The sequence below is a fragment of the Bacillus shivajii genome, from assembly GCF_020519665.1.
In the GTDB taxonomy this organism is placed as follows: Bacteria; Bacillota; Bacilli; order Bacillales; family Salisediminibacteriaceae; genus Bacillus_CA; species Bacillus_CA shivajii.
This window is the reverse complement of record NZ_CP084703.1, coordinates 3,698,169-3,717,561: the sequence shown is the minus strand read 5'-3', so window position 1 is coordinate 3,717,561 and position 19,393 is coordinate 3,698,169. Positions and strand designations below refer to the sequence as shown.

At 39.3% G+C, this 19,393-nt stretch carries 17 protein-coding genes; 11 read left to right on the top strand and 6 right to left on the bottom strand.

Annotated features, from left to right (window positions below):
- Position 1: 1 nt before the first annotated feature.
- Complete coding sequence (locus tag LGQ02_RS21355; protein ID WP_264183991.1) at positions 2–124, bottom strand: hypothetical protein; 123 nt, start codon at positions 122–124, stop codon at positions 2–4.
- Between the two features lie 183 nt (positions 125–307).
- Between LGQ02_RS21355 and LGQ02_RS17960 the strand changes: the two genes are divergently transcribed.
- Positions 308–454: a lmo0937 family membrane protein gene (locus LGQ02_RS17960; RefSeq protein WP_226515678.1), complete on the top strand. Its 147-nt coding sequence runs from the start codon at positions 308–310 to the stop codon at positions 452–454.
- A gap of 426 nt (positions 455–880) precedes the next feature.
- On the opposite strand, the gene LGQ02_RS17955 is transcribed toward LGQ02_RS17960, so the two are convergent.
- The gene (locus tag LGQ02_RS17955; protein ID WP_226515677.1) at positions 881–2,653 is read right to left on the bottom strand and encodes an alpha-glycosidase; all 1,773 of its coding nucleotides are present in this window, start codon (positions 2,651–2,653) and stop codon (positions 881–883) included.
- Positions 2,654–2,965: 312 nt separating this feature from the next.
- On the opposite strand from LGQ02_RS17955, the gene manA reads away from it, so the two are divergent.
- Entirely contained in the window at positions 2,966–3,922 is a 957-nt protein-coding gene (gene manA / locus LGQ02_RS17950) for a mannose-6-phosphate isomerase, class I (RefSeq protein WP_226515676.1), read from the top strand.
- Positions 3,923–4,028: 106 nt separating this feature from the next.
- Here the strand turns inward: manA and LGQ02_RS17945 are convergent, their stop codons facing one another.
- The 4 genes from LGQ02_RS17945 to asnB form a co-directional block, all read right to left on the bottom strand.
- Entirely contained in the window at positions 4,029–4,277 is a 249-nt protein-coding gene (locus LGQ02_RS17945) for a hypothetical protein (RefSeq protein WP_226515675.1), read from the bottom strand.
- Between the two features lie 31 nt (positions 4,278–4,308).
- Positions 4,309–4,719, bottom strand: coding sequence for a single-stranded DNA-binding protein (locus LGQ02_RS17940; RefSeq protein ID WP_226515674.1), 411 nt, complete (start codon positions 4,717–4,719; stop codon positions 4,309–4,311).
- A gap of 21 nt (positions 4,720–4,740) precedes the next feature.
- A complete protein-coding gene (locus LGQ02_RS17935) occupies positions 4,741–5,472 on the bottom strand; it encodes a transposase (protein ID WP_226515673.1) in 732 nt (243 codons plus the stop codon).
- Between the two features lie 768 nt (positions 5,473–6,240).
- Positions 6,241–8,154, bottom strand: coding sequence for an asparagine synthase (glutamine-hydrolyzing) (gene asnB / locus LGQ02_RS17930; RefSeq protein WP_226515672.1), 1,914 nt, complete (start codon positions 8,152–8,154; stop codon positions 6,241–6,243).
- Between the two features lie 451 nt (positions 8,155–8,605).
- Between asnB and LGQ02_RS17925 the strand changes: the two genes are divergently transcribed.
- The 9 genes from LGQ02_RS17925 (at position 8,606) to LGQ02_RS21410 (ending at position 19,325) form a co-directional block, all read left to right on the top strand.
- A complete protein-coding gene (locus LGQ02_RS17925) occupies positions 8,606–8,803 on the top strand; it encodes a cold shock domain-containing protein (protein ID WP_226515671.1) in 198 nt (65 codons plus the stop codon).
- 669 nt (positions 8,804–9,472) lie between these two features.
- Positions 9,473–10,021 (top strand): ribosome hibernation-promoting factor, HPF/YfiA family, encoded by a 549-nt coding sequence (gene hpf, locus LGQ02_RS17920; protein WP_226515670.1) that lies wholly within the window; start codon positions 9,473–9,475, stop codon positions 10,019–10,021.
- A gap of 384 nt (positions 10,022–10,405) precedes the next feature.
- Positions 10,406–12,925 carry a preprotein translocase subunit SecA gene (gene secA, locus LGQ02_RS17915; protein WP_226515669.1) on the top strand — a complete coding sequence of 840 codons (2,520 nt, stop codon included), beginning with the start codon at positions 10,406–10,408 and terminating at the stop codon, positions 12,923–12,925.
- A 156-nt stretch (positions 12,926–13,081) separates the two neighbouring features.
- A protein-coding gene (gene prfB / locus LGQ02_RS17910) for a peptide chain release factor 2 (RefSeq protein ID WP_226515668.1) occupies positions 13,082–14,183 on the top strand; the annotation gives its coding sequence in 2 pieces (ribosomal slippage) (positions 13,082–13,153 and positions 13,155–14,183; 1,101 coding nt in all).
- 469 nt (positions 14,184–14,652) lie between these two features.
- Complete coding sequence (locus LGQ02_RS17905) at positions 14,653–15,549, top strand: YitT family protein (protein ID WP_226515667.1); 897 nt, start codon at positions 14,653–14,655, stop codon at positions 15,547–15,549.
- A 73-nt stretch (positions 15,550–15,622) separates the two neighbouring features.
- Positions 15,623–15,961, top strand: coding sequence for a c-type cytochrome (locus tag LGQ02_RS17900; RefSeq protein ID WP_226515666.1), 339 nt, complete (start codon positions 15,623–15,625; stop codon positions 15,959–15,961).
- Positions 15,962–16,369: 408 nt separating this feature from the next.
- On the top strand, positions 16,370–17,056 hold the full coding sequence (gene ftsE, locus LGQ02_RS17895; protein ID WP_226515665.1) for a cell division ATP-binding protein FtsE: 687 nt from the start codon (positions 16,370–16,372) through the stop codon (positions 17,054–17,056).
- Positions 17,046–17,939, top strand: coding sequence for a permease-like cell division protein FtsX (ftsX, locus tag LGQ02_RS17890; protein ID WP_226515664.1), 894 nt, complete (start codon positions 17,046–17,048; stop codon positions 17,937–17,939). Before ftsE ends, ftsX begins: the two co-directional genes overlap by 11 nt.
- 81 nt (positions 17,940–18,020) lie before the next feature.
- The gene (locus tag LGQ02_RS21410) at positions 18,021–19,325 is read left to right on the top strand and encodes a murein hydrolase activator EnvC family protein (protein WP_319003490.1); all 1,305 of its coding nucleotides are present in this window, start codon (positions 18,021–18,023) and stop codon (positions 19,323–19,325) included.
- The last annotated feature ends 68 nt before the right edge of the window (positions 19,326–19,393 follow it).

Genomic DNA, 19,393 nt, shown 5'->3' with positions numbered 1-19,393 from the left:
GTTAGCTTCGTTCTTTTTGACTTTCTTGTTCTTCTTGCTTACCGGTAATGTAGTAACAAAGAAGTCCAAGTCCAATAATAGAGAGCGGTACGATAACAAGAGCAAAGAAAATATCAAACGTCAACGGCTTCACCTCCTTAGTCCAACATCATAATACAAATAATTCAGAAAATAAAGAATAGTGTTTTGGTAAAAGTTCGGGGACCAGGTCTGTGACAATTTTGTGAACTGGCAGGAGTTTAAGATTATGCGGAGCGGGAAATGTACGGACAACACTAGTTATCTTGGACAAGAGGAGGCAAAGTGAATGCTTTGGACAATTATTACGATTTTACTTGTTTTATGGTTACTTGGGTTGTTGTTTGAAATTGCAGGCGGGCTCATTCATATTTTGCTCGTGATTGCGTTAATTGTGTTTATCTTTAACATGATTACAGGGAGAAATCGGGCGTGACGATTTTCCTTGTTATGAGAGGACAAATAAAGTATGGACGTTAAAACACGGACGGGAAAATTGTCCGTGTTTTTTTAGTTGGATGCGTGATCGTGATCATGATCATGATAAGGGGGAAGGGACGGTTGGATTGTTCTATTGGCGTGAAGGCGAGTGGCCAAAATAAAAGAAAAGAAGCCCTGGTGAGCTCAAAAGGGGGCGAGACATACCAGGGCTTCTTCTATACATATTTGTACCAGGTACAATTCTACCAGGTAGTTTATTACCTGGTACGATCCTACCTGGTACTTCGAACAGTCAAGATTTTATCGTGTGACGGAACCCCGTCCCGATTTTTGTTCCTCAATTTATTTCAAAACTTTATGCAACAATCATGCCAATATCGCCGTTTTCCCAAAAAGTTCGGGGACCAGGTCCCCGAACTTTTTATTGTTCTTTGAGGATGAGGATGCTGAGTGGTTCGGTTGTTATGGTTAGTTCGTTGTTGCGAATCGTGTAGCGTTCGTCCGTAGATACGTCACGGAACGCGCCTTGCTTTACGTCTTTCAGTGTTACTGTTTGTTCTTTTTCATCACCATTTAATACGATGATAAAACGGTCGTTTTCATCCGCGCGCTCATAAGCGACGTAATACGTGCCTTCTTCTGCTGAAAGGAAACGGAATGTGCCGTCTTTTAGTGCGCGGTGATCTTTACGAAGCTTGATCATAGTTTTATAAAAGTTTAAGAGATCATGATCTTGTGCTTCACTGTCCCACACCATTGGTTTACGGCATCCTGGATCTTGACCGCCGTCCATCCCCACTTCATCTCCGTAGTAAATACAAGGGGCTCCCATATAGGTGAGCTTGAAGGCAGCTGCAAGCTTCATACGATCTTTGTTACCGTCCGCAATCGTTAATAGACGTGGTGTGTCATGAGAATCTAATAAATTAAAGGCAACTTCATTGATTTGCTTCGGATAAGCAATTTGCATTTGATCAAGCCGTCCCATAAACTGCTCGGCATCGACTTCTTTTTTGATGAAAAAATCAAGAATACTGTTCGTTACAGGATAGTTCATGACCGCATCAAACTGGTCACCGCCAAGCCATGCCATCGAGTTATGCCAAATCTCACCGAGAATATAAGCATCAGGATTTGCTTTTTTCACGACTTTACGGAAATCGCGCCAAAATTCGTGATCGACTTCGTTAGCAACATCTAAACGCCACGCATCTACACCAATATCTTCCACCCAGTATCGAGCGACTTCAAGAAGGTAAACACGCACTTCAGGGTTTTCGGTATTAAGCTTTGGCATCGCTGGTACGAAAGCGAATGTATCATAGTTTAATGGATCTGTTTCAACCGGGAATTCACGAATGTGGAACCAGTCTTTGAAACGAGACTTCTCCCCATTTTTCAGCACGTCTTGGAAAGGTGGGAAGTAAAAACCAGAGTGGTTAAAGACCGCATCAAGCATGATTTTAATCCCGCGTTTATGTGCTTCATCAACGAGTTTTTTCGCCAGTTCATTATCACCAAATTGCGGATCAACCTTCAAATAATCAATCGTATCGTACTTGTGGTTGGATTTCCCTTCAAAAAACGGTGTGAAATAAATGCAGTTCACCCCAAGGTCAACAAGGTAATCTAGGTGATCGATGACTCCTTGCAAGTCTCCGCCGTAAAAGTTTGTCGCTGTAGGTTCAGCGTCTGGTGTCCATGGCTCGACGTTCTCAGGGTTAAGTGAAGAGTCGCCATTTGCAAAACGCTCCGGGAAAATTTGATAGAAAACAGCGTCTTTCACCCACTCAGGAGGAGTGTTCACATCGACAGGGTTTAAAAACGGAAATTCGAACATGCCAGAAGGGGACCAAAGCATCCCAATTCCAGAATTACTTAAAGTGTCCTTTTTAAAACCTAGTTCATTATAGTAGAGCGTTTCCTCGCCACTTTCGAACTTAAATGCGTACGCAAAACGACGAAAAGGCGGTTTTACAGCTGCTTGGTAATAATCAAACAATGTATCTTGAGCAAAAATCTCCATCTTCGTTGTTTGAATTTTCTCAGGCTGAAAATCATACTTGTCGCCCCATACAACAGAAACATTGTCCATGTCACCACGTTTTGTACGCACACGGATATGAAGCGTTTCTTTGTCATATGCATAAGCATAGTGGGACTTCGGTTGATGATAAATCGCTTCCAATAACATTTGTCAAGTACCTCCTCAAAAAGTTCAGGGACCAAGTCCCGTACAATTTTGTGAACTTTGATTTTTGTTTTGTTTGGTTGATTCCATTAGGATGGAAGGCTAAAATGAAAAAGGAATATGAATGGTTTTGAATCACATTCTTTTTGCATTTGTTTGGAAAAAAATTTTATAACAATAGATTGGTGCAATCGTTTGCGCAAAATGTTATAAAAAAAGAAATACAATTGTGCTCAGTATAACATGACAATGTAAGCGTGTCCATGAAAGCTGAATGAATCAAAACGTCCATGTTGGGGAAGGGGAAGACGACGAATGATGAAAGATATTTTAAAGTTAAAGCCTGTGTTACAAGAGAAGATTTGGGGTGGATCGAAATTAAAGACGCAATTTCATTACGAGATTCCATCATCACAGACGGGAGAATGCTGGGGGATTTCTGGTCATAGTAATGGAACGAACATTATTGAAAGTGGCCCGTATAAAGGAATGACGTTAAGAGAGTTGTGGGCGAGTCACCGAGAACTTTTTGACAATGAAACTGGTGAGGAGTTCCCTCTATTAGTGAAAATTATTGATGCACAAGATGATTTATCTGTGCAAGTTCATCCTGATGATGAGTATGCAAAAAAGAACGAAGGGTATGCGTTTGGAAAGACGGAGTGCTGGTACATTTTAGATGCGGAACCTGGAGCAGAGCTCGTCCTCGGCCACCATGCCAAAACACGCGATGAGCTTAGGGACATGGTCGAAAAGGAAGAGTGGGACGAACTGTTTAGAAAAGTCCCTGTTAAAAAAGGTGACTTCGTCTATGTTCCTAGTGGGACGGTTCATGCAATCGGAAAAGGAATTGTCATTTTAGAAATTCAGCAAAGCTCTGATATTACGTACCGTTTTTACGATTATGATCGAAAAGACAAAGAAGGAAATACGAGAGATCTCCATATTGAAGACTCTATTGCATGCTCGATGGTTCCTCATGAAGATCCGAAGCTGGACCGTGATACATGGGAAACGGACCGGATGAAGGTAGAGCGCTTAATTAAGGAGCATTATTTCACTGTTGATAAATGGCATGTCAATGGAAAAACACAGTTTAACAACCGTACTTATTTATTAATGAGTGTAATTGATGGTGAAGGAACGATTAAGACAGAAGAGGGATCTCACTTTTTGAAAAAAGGAACACACTTCCTTATTCCATCGACCGTTGAAAAGTACACATTGAAAGGGAAAATGACGGTTGTAGTATCTCAAACGACAAAAAAATAAGGAAAATTTAAAAGAGAAAGAGGTGAAATGAGCCTCTTTCTCTTTTTTCAATATCAGGATTAAAAAATACGCACGGACGAATGCTCCTTTTTGATTTGTTTTATCGTTATAATTCCACTGGCTCTGTCGGCTCGAGAATCGACCGCAGTAGCATTTCATCTGAATTAATATTTTCAAGATGTTTCTCATCAACACTTCTTCTTAATTCATGCAATGTATCATACGTTGCTTGGATTTGCTCCTCTTGCTCTTCAAGTTGTACTGTGATTTCACTTATATCTTTTCTTTTAACCATTTCTCCTTCCATTTTGGCCAGTTTATGCAAAATTGTTTTTAACAAATCTAGTTCGGTCATATCGGTCTTCTCCTTTACGTTTGTATGGAAACTAGTGATTTCGAGATTGAGGTGGTGGCGCTTGCTCTTCTGGTGGTGGAAAGGCTTCTGCAGGAAGTTCTTTCGGGGTTTCATCGTTTCGTTGTTTTAATTGGAGGAAGGTGATGTTTTCTGCAACGATATCAGAATAGGAAAGGCGTTTATTGTCTCCAAGGTCATACGTTCTCATCTGGACTCTTCCGGTAACACAAATGAGTGAGCCTTTCGTGCAATAGTCTGCTGTTGTTTCTGCGAGCTTTTTCCAGGCGGTACAAGAAATGAAATCTGTATCGTAGTTTCCTTCTCCGTTTTTAAATGGCCGACGAACAGCAAGGTTAAAACGTGAATACGTCGTGCCTTCCTTTGTTGTCGCAGTTGTTGGGTCTTTCGTTAGGCGCCCAATTAATGTCACTTGGTTATACATATTAATCAGCTCCATTTTTCTTTAATCGTTTTCGTGTGGTATTCGTTGCTCATTCGCTTGTTCTTTTAGTAGCTGCTGTAATTTCCACTCTCTTTCAACGTATCGTTCATAGTGGGGAACAAATGGTGCAGGGAAAAGAGACTCTAGTTTTTCTTTCGTAAAGGGCATTGGTGGGGAGCGGGAAAGTAGCTCGTGGGTGGCTAAGGACTTCCATTCGTTCATGTTAGGGGAAAAATGGAATAGGTGCTCAGTAGAAATGCTAGATGAAAACGGTGTTTTGGTTTCCGAGACGAAGTCGTTATGCGGAAGGGAGATGTTTAAATAATGCGGGTAGCTGCTAAACGGGTAAGAAGCAGGGGTTTCAATGTGTTTTAAACTGCGAGGATTGTTATGAATGTAGGCACTAATAACCATGAAGCGATATTCACTGGGAACGGGGACGCTCGTATATCGTCTTTCAAAGAGATGTCCCGTTGTTTCATATTTTCGATTAAACCATTGTGCGTAAGGGGTGTTAATTGCATGCATGATTTTAGAAATAGGTTGATCTTTTGTACCGGTCAGCATGTGATAATGATTCGTCATAAAGCAATAGGCGTATATGTCGAACGGAGTTCCGATCGCGGCATCATCTATAAATGATTGGAACTTTGCGATATCCTTTGGGTGTAAAAATATAGGCGTTCTCCTGACTCCGCGGCAAATAATATGGTAAATAGCGCCGGGGAACCACTGTCTGTTCTGACTTGGCATGTTGTCATTTCCTCCTTTAGATATGATGATATATTGAAAATATAATGATTTGGCCACATTTGTGATAAAACGATAGATTTGTGAGTAATTCTTATAAATTGTTGTGGTGGAAGATTGCTAGTTCATTTGATGAAATGACTCTCCTTCCACCGCAACATATATTTCGCTTACTGCGTGAGGGTTATGTACACTCCCCTGGAAGGCAGGGCGCAATAAGCACACACTCCACACACAGAGAGTGAACAAATGCATGAAGTGCTTGTAGCATAATAAAAACAAAAAACTATAAAAGTTTATATCGAAAAAAAGATAATATTTGAGAGGATAAAGCTTTTAAAATTAGGTAAAGCAAAAGTAGAAGTAGAATATATGAAGCTAATGGATCAATGTTCAATAAGAAGTAAGGAAAGCTTGTGAGTAATATCTAGGAGAATGGATAATAGGAGAATATTCTATGAAAATGATCCGTTAGCAGGGAAAAAATACAACTAAACAAAAGTTACACCTGATCATCACTATATGTCATAACATAGAAGGAATTAGATAAATTTGTAAATTGTCATTGACTAAAAATATAATAAAAGAATTCTCAGAAAAATACAACCCCTTTTTTAAAGAATTTTATAAAAATTTGTAAAAAAAATAGTGAGTAAGAATGGAAAGAAAATTGTGCGGGACCAGGTCCCGCACAATTTTGTGAACTGTATTGACTATTTTCCTGGTTCTATGGTATTATTTGTGATTTTTATATGGTATTATTTGTGATTTTTATATGATGTTGTTGTGTGAGCGGTCTTTTTTTTCGTTTTCGATGAACTGGTTATGCCATATCATGTAGGTGAGGATTGTCCATATTTTTCTGCTTGCTTCGATTTTCCCAGCTCGGTGCATGTCGAGCATATTCAGACAAGCATCTTTATTAAAGATATGCTCTGTTTGACTTTGGTTCATCCAATTTCTTGCCCATTCATACATCTCATCTTTTAGCCAATGTTTGATCGGCACTGGAAATCCGAGCTTTTTTCGGTTTAATACGTGCTCGGGAACAATGTCGCGCAATGCTTCGCGAAGCCATACTTTCGTTTGTTTGCCGTGTACTTTTCCTTTGATAGGAAGGGAAACAGCTGCTTTAAACACTTCTCGATCAAGAAATGGTACCCGTAGTTCAAGGGAGTGGGCCATCGTCATTTTATCGGCTTTCACGAGAATGTCGCCTCTTAGCCACGTATGAAGGTCAATATGCTGCATCGTTGTCACATCATCATAGTGATTGATCCTTGCTTCTTCATATAAAGGGGCGAGCACATCTCCTGTTTTCCACCCCGGTGAGCGAGGGAACAATACGTGAGATTTTTCTTCGTCTGTAAAAATCTTTGCATTTCCAACAAATCGGTCTTCTAACCGATGACAACCGCGCATTAGAAAACTACGACCTTTCATCCCATAGGGGAGTTGTTCGGCGAACTTACGAATGTGAGGCTTTATCATATCTGGGACGAAACGAAACAACCGTAAAGACTGTGGTTCTCGGTAAATGTTGTAACCACCGAACAATTCATCAGCCCCTTCGCCAGATAAGACAACTTTTACATGTTCACTCGCTTTTTTGGCGACAAAATATAATGGAATAGCCGCTGGATCGGCAACAGGCTCATCCATATGCCAAATGATCTTCGGAAGTTCATTCATGACGTCCTCGGCAGATAGACTAATCCGCTCATGATTAACACCAAGAGCTTTTGCGGTCTCCGCAGCAACGTCAGCTTCGCTATATCCGTCTCTTTCAAACTCAGCCGTGAACGTTCTTATATCAGGGTGATACTGTTTGGCAATAGAAACAATCGCAGATGAATCAATCCCTCCTGATAAAAAGGCCCCGACTGGAACATCACTACGTAAATGTTGTTCCACCGATTTTTTCAATGCTTCAGCAATATTTTGTAAATGATTCTCTTTATTTGTTTTCGTAAATACTGAAAAAGGGTTCCACCTTTGTTTTTCTGGTGTGAACGTTGGTTTCCAATATTGCTTGAATTGAAGTTTGTGATCCGGTTTCCATGTAAAACAAGATCCGGGCTTAACTTTTTTTATTGATGATGTTGCAGTAAATGGTTCTGGAACGTATTGAAAGGTTAAGTAATGAAAGGCGCCTTCACCATAAATGTAACTCCTCTTATTTTCGAAAAATAACGATTTTTTCTCTGAGGAAAAAAGGATTGTGCCGTCAAAAAACTGTTTATAATACAACGGCTTTATCCCGAATGGGTCACGGGCCCCAAATAAAACCTTGTCTTTCGCATCCCAAATCAAAAAAGAAAACATCCCTCGCAAATCATCGACACAATTTTCGCCTTTCTTCTTATATAAATGAAGAATCACTTCTGTATCTGAATGTGTTTTCGTTTCCACCCCTTTTGTTTGCAACCATTCCCTTAGCTCAGGGGTATTATAAATTTCACCGTTAAAAATGATTGTGTAGCGACGGTCATCTGTACTCATTGGTTGTTGGCCACCATCTAAGTCGACGATGCTTAACCGTTGAAAGCCAAATCTCACATAATCACTTTCATATATACCTTTGTCATCAGGTCCTCTATGGTGAATGACAGATGTCATTTTTTCAATCGGAAGTTTATATAAAATATCTTGTTTTGTTGTTGCAATTCCAACAAATCCACACATGATTTTAGCCCCTTTCAACAGATCATTTTTAGCAGTATTGGAAAAAAATAGAGCAGTCATACTTCGATTGTTTTTCGAAAAGTAAATGAAACGAGACTTTTTATCTATAAGTTTCACTTTGATATAGAGGGAAGGGGTATTTTGTCGAAATAGTCAGATATGTTTTGTTTGACGATTGGAAAAATGATTTGTTATAGTGAAATTGTGGTATTGATAGAGCTTGTTGAAACACGAGGATTAAAGCTTAGAAAGCTTGAGGGAGTGTAGGAAAGTACTTACATTCTTAATTGAATCATCATTTCTTGAAAACGTTTACGAAATGGGAAAGAAAAGTACATGGAGAACCTCATTTACTTCGGTTTTCTTGGAATTTTTCTTCAAGTGTTTTTTAAACATGATCTCTGAAAAGCATGCCACGAGATTTTCAAAATGAAAGGGATGTTTAAGTTACATGCAAGGAAAAGTAAAATGGTTTAATGCAGAAAAAGGTTTTGGATTTATTGAGCGTGAAGATGGTGACGATGTATTCGTTCATTTCTCTGCGATCAATGAAGAAGGATTTAAAACGCTTGAAGAAGGTCAAGGTGTTGAATTTGAAATCGTTGAAGGTTCACGCGGACCTCAAGCTTCGAACGTAACAAAAGTATAACAACAACAACGTAAACAAATTTGAATCGTTTTGACCCATTTTTCCTGAGCCATAACATTCAAATCACTGCATATACAAAAGAATTCACACAAGCACTAGCCCGGCTCCCATTTGAGGAGTCCGGGTTTTATTTACACCATACAAAATTGTAAAAATTTAACTGTAGGGCTGGGGTGCCATAACAAAAAGGTAAGGTATTCTGCGATGATTCATTGCAGCTTGAAACTGAAACTAAGAAGTGTAGCTCGTCACAACAACGCGTCATCTTCACGAAAGGCTTGGAATTCGCTGAGTTATCTTAAAAAGTATGGAGTTAATTTAAGCGTTATTGGACACTCTATAAATGAACACAATGTAATATTTAACCATCAGAAGGTTGTGTGTTATAAGAGGAAATTTTACAAAGCTTCAACCACTGTAATATCGGTAGGGGAATCAAGTTCCTGACTTACTGTTCACGGCATTTTTTGTCTACCTCACGCCAATCATAAACGGCAACATTCTTCAGCACGATTAACCGTCATACACTTTATATGAGAGTGACTCATTATTCCATTACAAAATATTCACATTTTCGACATATATTTTTGCTTTTTTCTTATGTTTTAGCAGGAATATATATAGGGTATGAAGAATATTACATACATAACCGAAAGGAGGAGTTTGCTTATGAATTTCAATATTCGTGGCGAAAACCTAGAAATCACTCCAGCACTAAAGGATTACGTAGAAAAAAAGGTAGGCAAACTTGAAAAGTATTTTGATGAACCATTAAAATCTGATGTACACGTCAAAATGAGTGTATTAAACACTGATCAAAAAGTTGAGATTACAATCCCAATGCCAAAGCTGGTACTTCGTGCAGAAGAGAAGCACGCTGATATGTATGCAGCCATCGATTTGGTCATTGAAAAATTAGAACGCCAAATCCGTAAACATAAAACGAAAGTGAACCGTAAATTCAGAGCTGATGACAGCTTAAAGTATATGTTCAAAAATGAGTTAGAGCCATTAGCAGAGGAGGAACCAGAAAGCGATGATTTAGAAATCGTTCGTACGAAGCGATTTGACCTTAAGCCAATGGATACAGAAGAAGCAATTTTACAAATGGACATGTTAGGTCACAACTTCTTCGTCTTCTCAAACTCAGTAAGTGGAGATACAAATGTTGTATACAAACGCCGAGATGGCCGTTACGGCTTAATCGAGCCAGAATAAAATAAGAAGAGGCTGCCAAGCGCAGCCTCTTTTTTTATCAATTTTATTTACCGAAAATATCCATGTGCCAGGCACTTGGATATGGTTTCCATGTGCCTGGTACCTTTACTTGTAAGGGGCTTGGCAAACTGATAAAATGGTGAATAAGTGTTTTAGTAGAATTGACTTGATTTCACATGGGTGGACATGTGAAAGGAAGAATGAGAAACATCTTACATAAACAATCGTTTTACCTATTGAATTTCTAGGCGACTGTCAGTTTAAGGTGCGTGACTTCACATTGATCATAAATCGTGTGTTCGCACTCACATGACACTCGTAAGGACTTATAAACGACGATTCATTAACGTTTTTATGAAAAAATTGATAAGGGAGCAATGTCCGATGTTAGGATTGATAAAAAAGGTCATTGGGGATACTGATGCACGGCATCTGAAAAAACTTCAAAAACGAGTAGACCAAATTGACGCGTTAAAAGATGACATGAAAAAACTGAGTGACGATGATCTCAGAAAGAAGACAGAAGAGTTTAAGGAACGTCACCGTAATGGTGAGTCTTTAGATGATTTAATGCCTGAAGCATTCGCAGTTGTGCGTGAAGGTGCGACTCGATCACTCGGAATGACGCATTACCCTGTTCAGTTACTTGGGGGAATTGTCCTTCATCACGGTGATATTTCTGAGATGAAAACAGGTGAAGGTAAAACGCTCGTTGCAACATTAGCTGTGTACTTAAATGCGATTACAGAAAAAGGGGTACACGTTGTTACAGTAAACGAATACCTTGCTCGTCGTGATGCGGAAGATATGGGTAAACTATATAACTTTCTCGGTTTAACAGTGGGCTTAAACATTTCAGGTTTATCGAAAGAAGAAAAACGTGAAGCTTACCAAGCCGATGTTTTATATGGAACGAACAATGAGTTTGGCTTCGACTATTTACGAGACAACATGGTGCAATATAAAGAACAAATGGTTCAACGTCCTCTTCATTTTGCGATCGTCGATGAGGTTGACTCGATTTTAATTGATGAAGCGCGTACACCGTTAATTATTTCAGGTTCAGCAGAGCGTTCCACGCAGCTATATACTGCGGCCAATTCATTTGTACGTATGCTCGAAGAAGAAGTCGACTACACGTATGATGAAAAAACGAAGAACGTTCAAATTACAGACGAAGGTGTTAGTAAAGCCGAAAGAGCTTTCAATATTGATAACTTATTCGATTCAGAACACGTTCAATTAAATCATCATATTAACCAAGCGTTAAAAGCGCACAAAGTGATGGTCGTTGATGAAGACTATGTTGTACAAGACGGAGAAGTAGTCATCATTGATCAATTTACAGGTCGTCTTATGAGTGGACGTCGTTACAGTGATGGGCTTCACCAAGCAATTGAAGCAAAAGAAGGGCTTGAAATTAAGAAGGAAAGTATGACGCTTGCATCGATTACATTCCAAAACTACTTCCGTATGTACGAAAAATTGTCGGGAATGACAGGTACAGCGAAGACGGAAGAAGAAGAATTCCGAAACATTTACGGTATGAATGTGTACGCTGTTCCAACAAATGAACCGATTGCTCGAAGGGACAACGCTGACTTAATTTTTAAAACAATGGATGCGAAATACCGCGCGATTATTGAAGAAATTGCTGAGTTATATGAAAAAGGACAGCCAGTTCTCGTTGGTACTGTAAACGTTGATACATCTGAGCTTATTTCTTCGATGTTGAAAAAGAAGCGTATACCGCACAACGTGTTAAATGCCAAACACCACGAGCAAGAAGCGGATATCATTGAAAATGCAGGTCAGAAAAAAGCAGTAACAATTGCGACAAATATGGCCGGTCGTGGTACTGATATAAAACTCGGTGATGGCGTAAAAGAACTTGGTGGTTTATACGTCCTTGGTACAGAGCGCCACGAAAGTCGCCGTATCGATAACCAGCTTCGCGGACGTTCTGGTCGTCAAGGTGACCCAGGTATGTCACAATTTTATTTATCGCTTGAAGATACATTGATGCGTCGCTTCGGTTCAGAGAACATGCGAAACATGATGGAAAAGCTCGGGATGGATGAAGATCAACCGATCGAAAGTAAACTCGTTTCACGAGCAGTCGAGCAAGCACAAAAACGAGTTGAAGGGAACAACTTTGACGCTCGTAAACAATTACTTCAATATGATGACGTCATGCGTGAGCAACGTGATGTGATTTATGAACAACGTATGGAAGTGCTTGAATCTGATAATTTACGCTCTGTTGTTGAAAAAATGATTGAATCAACAATCGAAAGAACCGTCGCATCTTATACGCCGGCAGAAGAAGTTCCTGAGGACTGGAACTTACAAGGGATCGTCGATTATGTGAACGCGAATGTCTTCGATGAACATGAAATTGAAGAAAAAGATATTAAAGGTCTTGAACCTGAAGAAATTAATGAACTCATTTGGGACAAAGTTCAAGAAGAGTACAATCGTCGTGAAGAAGAATTCACACCAGAACGTATGCGTGAATTCGAAAAAGTGATTTTATTACGTACGGTTGATACGAAATGGATGAACCATATTGACCAAATGGACCAGCTCCGTCAAGGAATTCATTTACGTGCATACGGTCAAAATGATCCATTACGTGAGTACAAGTTTGAAGGCTTCCAAATGTTCGAAGAAATGGTTGCTTCTATAGAAGAAGAAGTGACACGTTACGCGATGAATGCTCAAATAGAATCCAATCTTGAACGTAAACAAGTTGCTGAAGGAAAAGCGGTTCATAGAAGTACGAATGAAGCGAATGAGCAGAAAAAACGTAAAACGCCATTTAAAAAAGAAAGTACGATCGGAAGAAATGACCCATGTCCATGTGGCTCTGGGAAAAAATATAAACAATGTCACGGACGATAAAGAATTGTTTTTGAAAACGAAGTAACGCACTCTGATGAATAAGAGGCTTTACTCAAGTTTTTCCCAGATTTTAATAGGTGTTTATAACTAGCGGCCTGATATGATGATCATCAGGTCGCTCGCGTGTTAAAGAATATCGTTAGAGGTGAGTGAACAATGGAATTAGTAGAATTAAAACAAGAGCTTTCAAGTATGGCTAAACGACTAGCGGACTTTAGGGGGTCTCTTTGACCTCGAAGAAAAAGAGACACGTATTGCGGAATTAGAAGAGAGAATGGCAGATCCTTCATTTTGGGATGATCAAAATGAAGCACAAAAGGTGATCTCTGAAAACAATGCGTTAAAAGGGATGGCAAATACGTATCGTGATCTTGAAGCAGCACATGAGGATCTCGAAGTTTCCTATGAACTTGTCAAAGAAGAAGGAGATCAGGAGCTTGCTGCAGAGCTTGAAGAAGGGGTAAAAGAACTTGTGGAAAAGTTGAACGAGTTTGAATTACTTCTACTTTTAAGCGAACCACACGACCAAAACAGTGCGATCTTAGAATTGCACCCAGGTGCAGGTGGTACAGAATCACAAGATTGGGCTTCGATGCTTCTACGTATGTACACGCGTTGGGCAGAATCGAGAGACTTTAAAGTCGAAACGCTTGACTACTTACCTGGAGATGAAGCGGGTGTGAAGAGCGTGACGCTTCTTATAAAAGGGCATAATGCTTACGGGTATTTAAAGGCGGAAAAAGGGGTTCACCGACTCGTACGTATTTCGCCATTTGATTCATCAGGAAGAAGACATACATCGTTCGTTTCTTGTGAAGTCATGCCAGAGCTTGATGATAATGTCGAAGTTGAAATTTCAACAGATGAATTGAAGATTGATACGTATCGCTCAAGTGGTGCGGGTGGTCAGCACGTGAATACGACTGACTCTGCCGTACGAATTACACACCTACCGACAAATACGGTCGTGACGTGTCAATCTGAGCGGTCGCAAATTAAAAACCGTGAAAAAGCAATGAAAATGTTAAAAGCAAAGCTTTATCAACTAGAATTAGAAAAACAAAAACAAGAACTTGATGAAATTCGTGGTGAGCAATCGGATATCGGCTGGGGAAGCCAAATTCGTTCATACGTGTTCCATCCATATAATATGGTAAAAGATCACCGTACGAATTATGAAACAGGTAATACGCAATCTGTTATGGACGGGGAACTAGATCCGTTTATCGATGCATATCTGCGTTCAAAAATAAATTAATGCTAAAAGAGGTGCCATCTTGGCATCTCTTTTTCACTCTGATTACTTCTAGTTACCCTAACTCCGCTTTTATGTACCTTTTGTAACCTCATAAAATTCCTAGGTACCTGGCACTTTTGGGGGTGGAAATCATATAGGGATGATATAGGGAAAAACTTAAAAGTCATATGGATTAAATCAAAGCTGAGTGATTGAGTGTAAGTGAAGATTGATGAAAGTTTATTATGGCACGTAAATAAAATGGATATCATGCCCTTTTATCCTGCTAAAGCGTTAATATGACTGCGTTTACACCTTTTGAGGTTGGTGATATACTACTTTAGGGTTTGTCGAAGCGTGGCTATTTTTGAATGATTATTGGCCTTTATTTACATAATAATGTGAAATCATCTTCCTACTTTTGATAACCACGGTGTTCGAAAATCTTATGAATGATACATATTTAAAGGAAAACAGGTGATCATGAATAATGATGAAGCAAATGCAGCGTAGACTTGACAGTCAGCCATTAAATCCAGTACAGCAAACGATTTTTGAATTTGGCCATGTATTTTTAGGTTCAGCGATTGTTGCTATTGCCTTTAATATCTTTTTACTGCCAAATCAAATCGCATCTGGCGGCGTTTCAGGTATTTCAACATTGCTAATGTATACATTTGGTTTTGAACCAGCATTTACGCAATGGGCATTTAATATTCCCTTGTTTATAGCTGGGGTCCTTCTACTAGGGGGAAGTTTAGTCGGAAGTATTTTATATGGAGCAAAGACATTAACAGGAACGCTCTTTTTACCACTCGTAGTTTATCTTACTCGTCATCTAGAGCCAGCAACATTGGACCCACTCCTTGCCGCTATTTTTGGAGGGATCGGTGTTGGACTCGGGTTAGGAATTGTCTTTCGCTCGAATTCATCAACTGGTGGCACCGATTTAGCAGCACAAATCATTAACAAATATACAGGGATGTCATTAGGTGTTTGTGTATTTTTAATGGATGGGCTCGTCGTAATCTCGTCCGCGTTTGTTTTTGGTTTTGAATTTGCACTGTACGCACTCATCGGTTTATTCATTACCGGAAAAACAATTGACCTTGTACAAATAGGTTTTGGATATTCGAAAATGGCAATCATCATTTCTGAGTATGAGGAAGAAGTGAAACAAGGTTTATTAACACAAGTTGACCGAGGCGTGACAAAGCTTTCAGGGTATGGCGGTTATACGAATCATGAAAAACCAGTTTTAATGTGTGTGGTCGGTCGAAATGAAGTCACAAAATTGAAACAAATTGTTCAAACAATTGACCCATCTGCGTTTGTCATCGTTACGAACGCATCTGAAGTACACGGAAAGGGTTTCAAAAAACAATGAATAGGTTATAATATGGTTGGAACACAATTAGCAAAACGTTCCAATTATCAAAAAACTTTGAGGAGGGTTTAACATGAAGAAGTTACTAGCAGCAACGTTGGGGGCAGTGCTAGTCCTAGGAGCTTGTGGAGGTGCAGATGAGCCAGCGCCAGAAGAACCGGCAGACGATACAGGTACTGAAGAAACAGCAGGAGATGCTACATATGATGCTGCCAATGGTGAGTCAGTTTATCAGCAAAGTTGCGTAGCATGCCACGGTGGGAACCTTGAAGGTGCTTCGGGACCAGGGTTAGAAGGTCTTACTTATGATGCAGTTATGACAGCAATCGAAGAAGGCCCAGGGACGATGCCAGCAGGCTTAGTAGAAGGCCAAGATGCTGAAGACGTTTCAGCTTGGATTGCAGATCAATAAAACGAAAATCAATGAACAGTGTTCCTTATATGGGGGCACTGTTTTTTTTGTTTTTATACGGCAATTCCGTATGGAAAAATAAACTAGATGCTAGAAACTTGGTTTATTTTCCCATATAGTGTTACAAAACGTTACTCATTATGCTATGAATGAAATGAAATTGTAAAAAAATATTGCTTAACTTGTCTACTTTTGGTGATATAATGTGTAAGTGAAATAGTTTTGTAGATTTATGAGAGTTTTCTTTGAAATAGATGCTACTATTAATGGATGAATTGACATAAATATTCATAATTCGCACGGAGAAATATTCGATATTTAACTATTACTAAACCACAATTCGCACCACGATCTGTTAACCTTTCGAGTGTTACAACTTAGACTAACTGAAAATAGGAAGTGATATTGTTGATTAGTATGAAGGATGTTTGGAAAACTTACCCAAATGGGGTAATGGCTATAAATGGCATTGATGTTACGATCGATAAAGGAGAATTTGTTTACGTTGTAGGTCCTAGTGGGGCTGGTAAATCTACCTTTATTAAGATGATGTACCGTGAAGAAAAGCCAACTCGCGGTGAAATCATGATAGACGGGAAAAACTTGACAAAAGTAAAAGAACGACACATTCCTTACTTACGGAGAAATATGGGCGTTGTCTTCCAAGACTTTAAGTTATTACCCTCATTAACGGTGTTTGAAAACATCGCCTTTGCAATGGAAGTAATAGAAGAAAGTAAAACAACAATCCGAAAACGTGTCATGAATGTGCTAGACATTGTTCGTCTAAAAAATAAAGCACGTTTCCTTCCTCATGAAATTTCTGGGGGAGAACAACAGCGTGTCGCGATTGCTCGAGCGATCGTCAATAATCCAGCCGTTTTAATTGCCGATGAGCCGACTGGAAACTTAGATCCTGAAACATCATGGGAAATCATGCACATTTTAGAAGAAATCAATGACCGTGGAACAACGATTGTCATGGCTACTCATAACAAAGATATTGTTAATACAATGCGAAAAAGAGTAATTGCTGTCGAAAATGGCAGAATTGCGCGTGATGAAGTGAGGGGTGAATACGGCTATGAAAGGTAGAACCCTCTTTCGTCATATAAAGGAAGGCGGTAAAAATATCGGCCGAAATGGATGGATGACTTTTGCATCTGTCAGTGCTGTAACTGTCATGTTATTTGTTGTTGGTGCTTTCTTACTACTAATAATGAATATTAATCACTTTGCATCTTCCTTAGAAGAAGATGTAGAAGTACAAGTATTTATTGATTTAACTGCATCTGAAGAACAACAAGAAGAACTGAAAGATGAACTTACAGGAATAGGTGGAATAGAGGAAATAACCTATGTATCAAAAGATGAAGGTCTTGATATATTTATTGATAGTTTAGGGGAGCAAGGAGAGTTTTTTGAAACACTCCGAGATGAGAATCCGTTGAATGATAAATTTGTTATCCGTGCGGAAGATCCTCAAGAAACTGTCTATATTGCTAGTGAGGTAGAAGAATTATCTCACGTAGAGACGGTTGAATATGGACAAGACATCTTTGACCAACTCTTTGCTGCTACTGATTTAATTCGTCTTGTCGGCATTATTTTAATTGCAGGATTAATGTTCACAGCGATGTTCCTAATCGCCAATACAATAAAAATCACAATCATTGCTAGAAAACGTGAAATTCAGATTATGAAACTTGTAGGAGCTACAAATTGGTTTATTCGTTGGCCATTCTTTATTGAAGGGCTTCTGCTAGGTGTTTTAGGTGCGGTCATTCCTATCAGTCTACTAACTTATGGTTACATTCACTTTTACGATTCGATTGGAAAACAAACGGGTCTTGACTTCTTCGAGTTTTTACCTGTGTACCCATTAACATTACAAATGGCATTGCTGCTACTTGGGATCGGTGCTTTTGTAGGTGTATGGGGAAGTATTATGAGTGTTCGTAAATTCTTAAAAGTTTAAATGATTAAATCATGACAGAGTTAAATGACAAAATTAGACAATTTCCGCGGAAATACTAAGATGTCGCAAGGGGGAAACGAGATGAATCGGAGACTGTTCATAGTGTCTCTAGCCTTGCTGGTTGCGTTCTCAACATTGTTGGGAACGAACCAGTTGCTTTCAGTTGAAGCGAATACAGGGCAGGATCTAGAGGATAAAATCGACAACTATCAGCAGCAGCAAAGTGACAAAGAGCGTGAAGCAAGAGAAACTGAAGAAGAGTTGCAAAAAGTAGAAGAAGAAATTCAAGAAGTAAATGCAGAGATTCGTCAATTGGATGAGGATACCGCAAGAACAAATGCCAATATCCGAGACAAACAAGCAGAAATTGATGCTACGAATGAAAGAATTGAAGATTTAAGAGAAAGAATTATAGAACTGCAAGAAAGAATTGCAGAACGTGATGAGTTATTAAAGGACCGCGTTCGCTCCATGTACCAAAACGGTGGATCTATCAATTACATAGAAGTAATTTTAGGGGCGCAAAGTTTTGGTGATTTGATTGAGCGTGTTTCAGCATTAAATATGATTGCTCAGCAAGATCAAAATATCCTTGAGCAACATGTTGCAGATATGGAAGAACTAGAAAAAGCTAAGCAACTTCTAGAAGATGAATTAGCATCACTAGAAGCTCAAATGGCTGAACTTGAGAGTTTAAGAGAAAAATTGGAACAACAGCGTGATGAAAAAGAACGTTTAATGAACACGTTAGAACAGAAAGAATCTAGTTTAGCAGACAAGATTATTGGGCTAGAAGAAGAACAAGAGATTTTAGCAGCTCAGGAGGCAGCAGCTAAACAAGAATTAGCAGAATGGGAAGAAGAACAGCGGCGTATTGAAGAAGAAAGAAAGCGTCAAGAAGAAGAACGTAAACGTCAAGAACAGAATAATAACCAAAATAACAATAGTACTAACGACAATTCTGTAAATAGTACACCGAATAATTCAGGAACCTTAATGCGTCCTGCAACAGGAAGGATTACTTCTGGATATGGTCCGAGGTGGGGGAGAGTCCACCATGGGATCGATATAGGCTTAGGTGGAAGAAGTAACGTGGAAGTTGTTGCAGCAGAAGCAGGAATAGTTGTTCGTTCCTACTACTCAGCAAGTTACGGTAATACCGTGTTAATTCGCCATAATGTTAATGGACAAACCATTACGACATTGTATGCTCACCTAGAAAATCGTGCTGTCAGTGATGGTGAGCGTGTGAGTCGAGGTCAATTCCTAGGTTATATGGGGAATACAGGTCGTTCAACAGGACCACACCTTCACTTTGAAGTGCATGAAGGGAATTGGAATGCAGCAAAATCGAACTCTGTTAACCCAATGAATTATATTAACTAAAACTACGATGAAAAAGATCACTAAGAATGAGGTCATCTCCCTCAATTCTAGTGATCTTTTTATTTTTT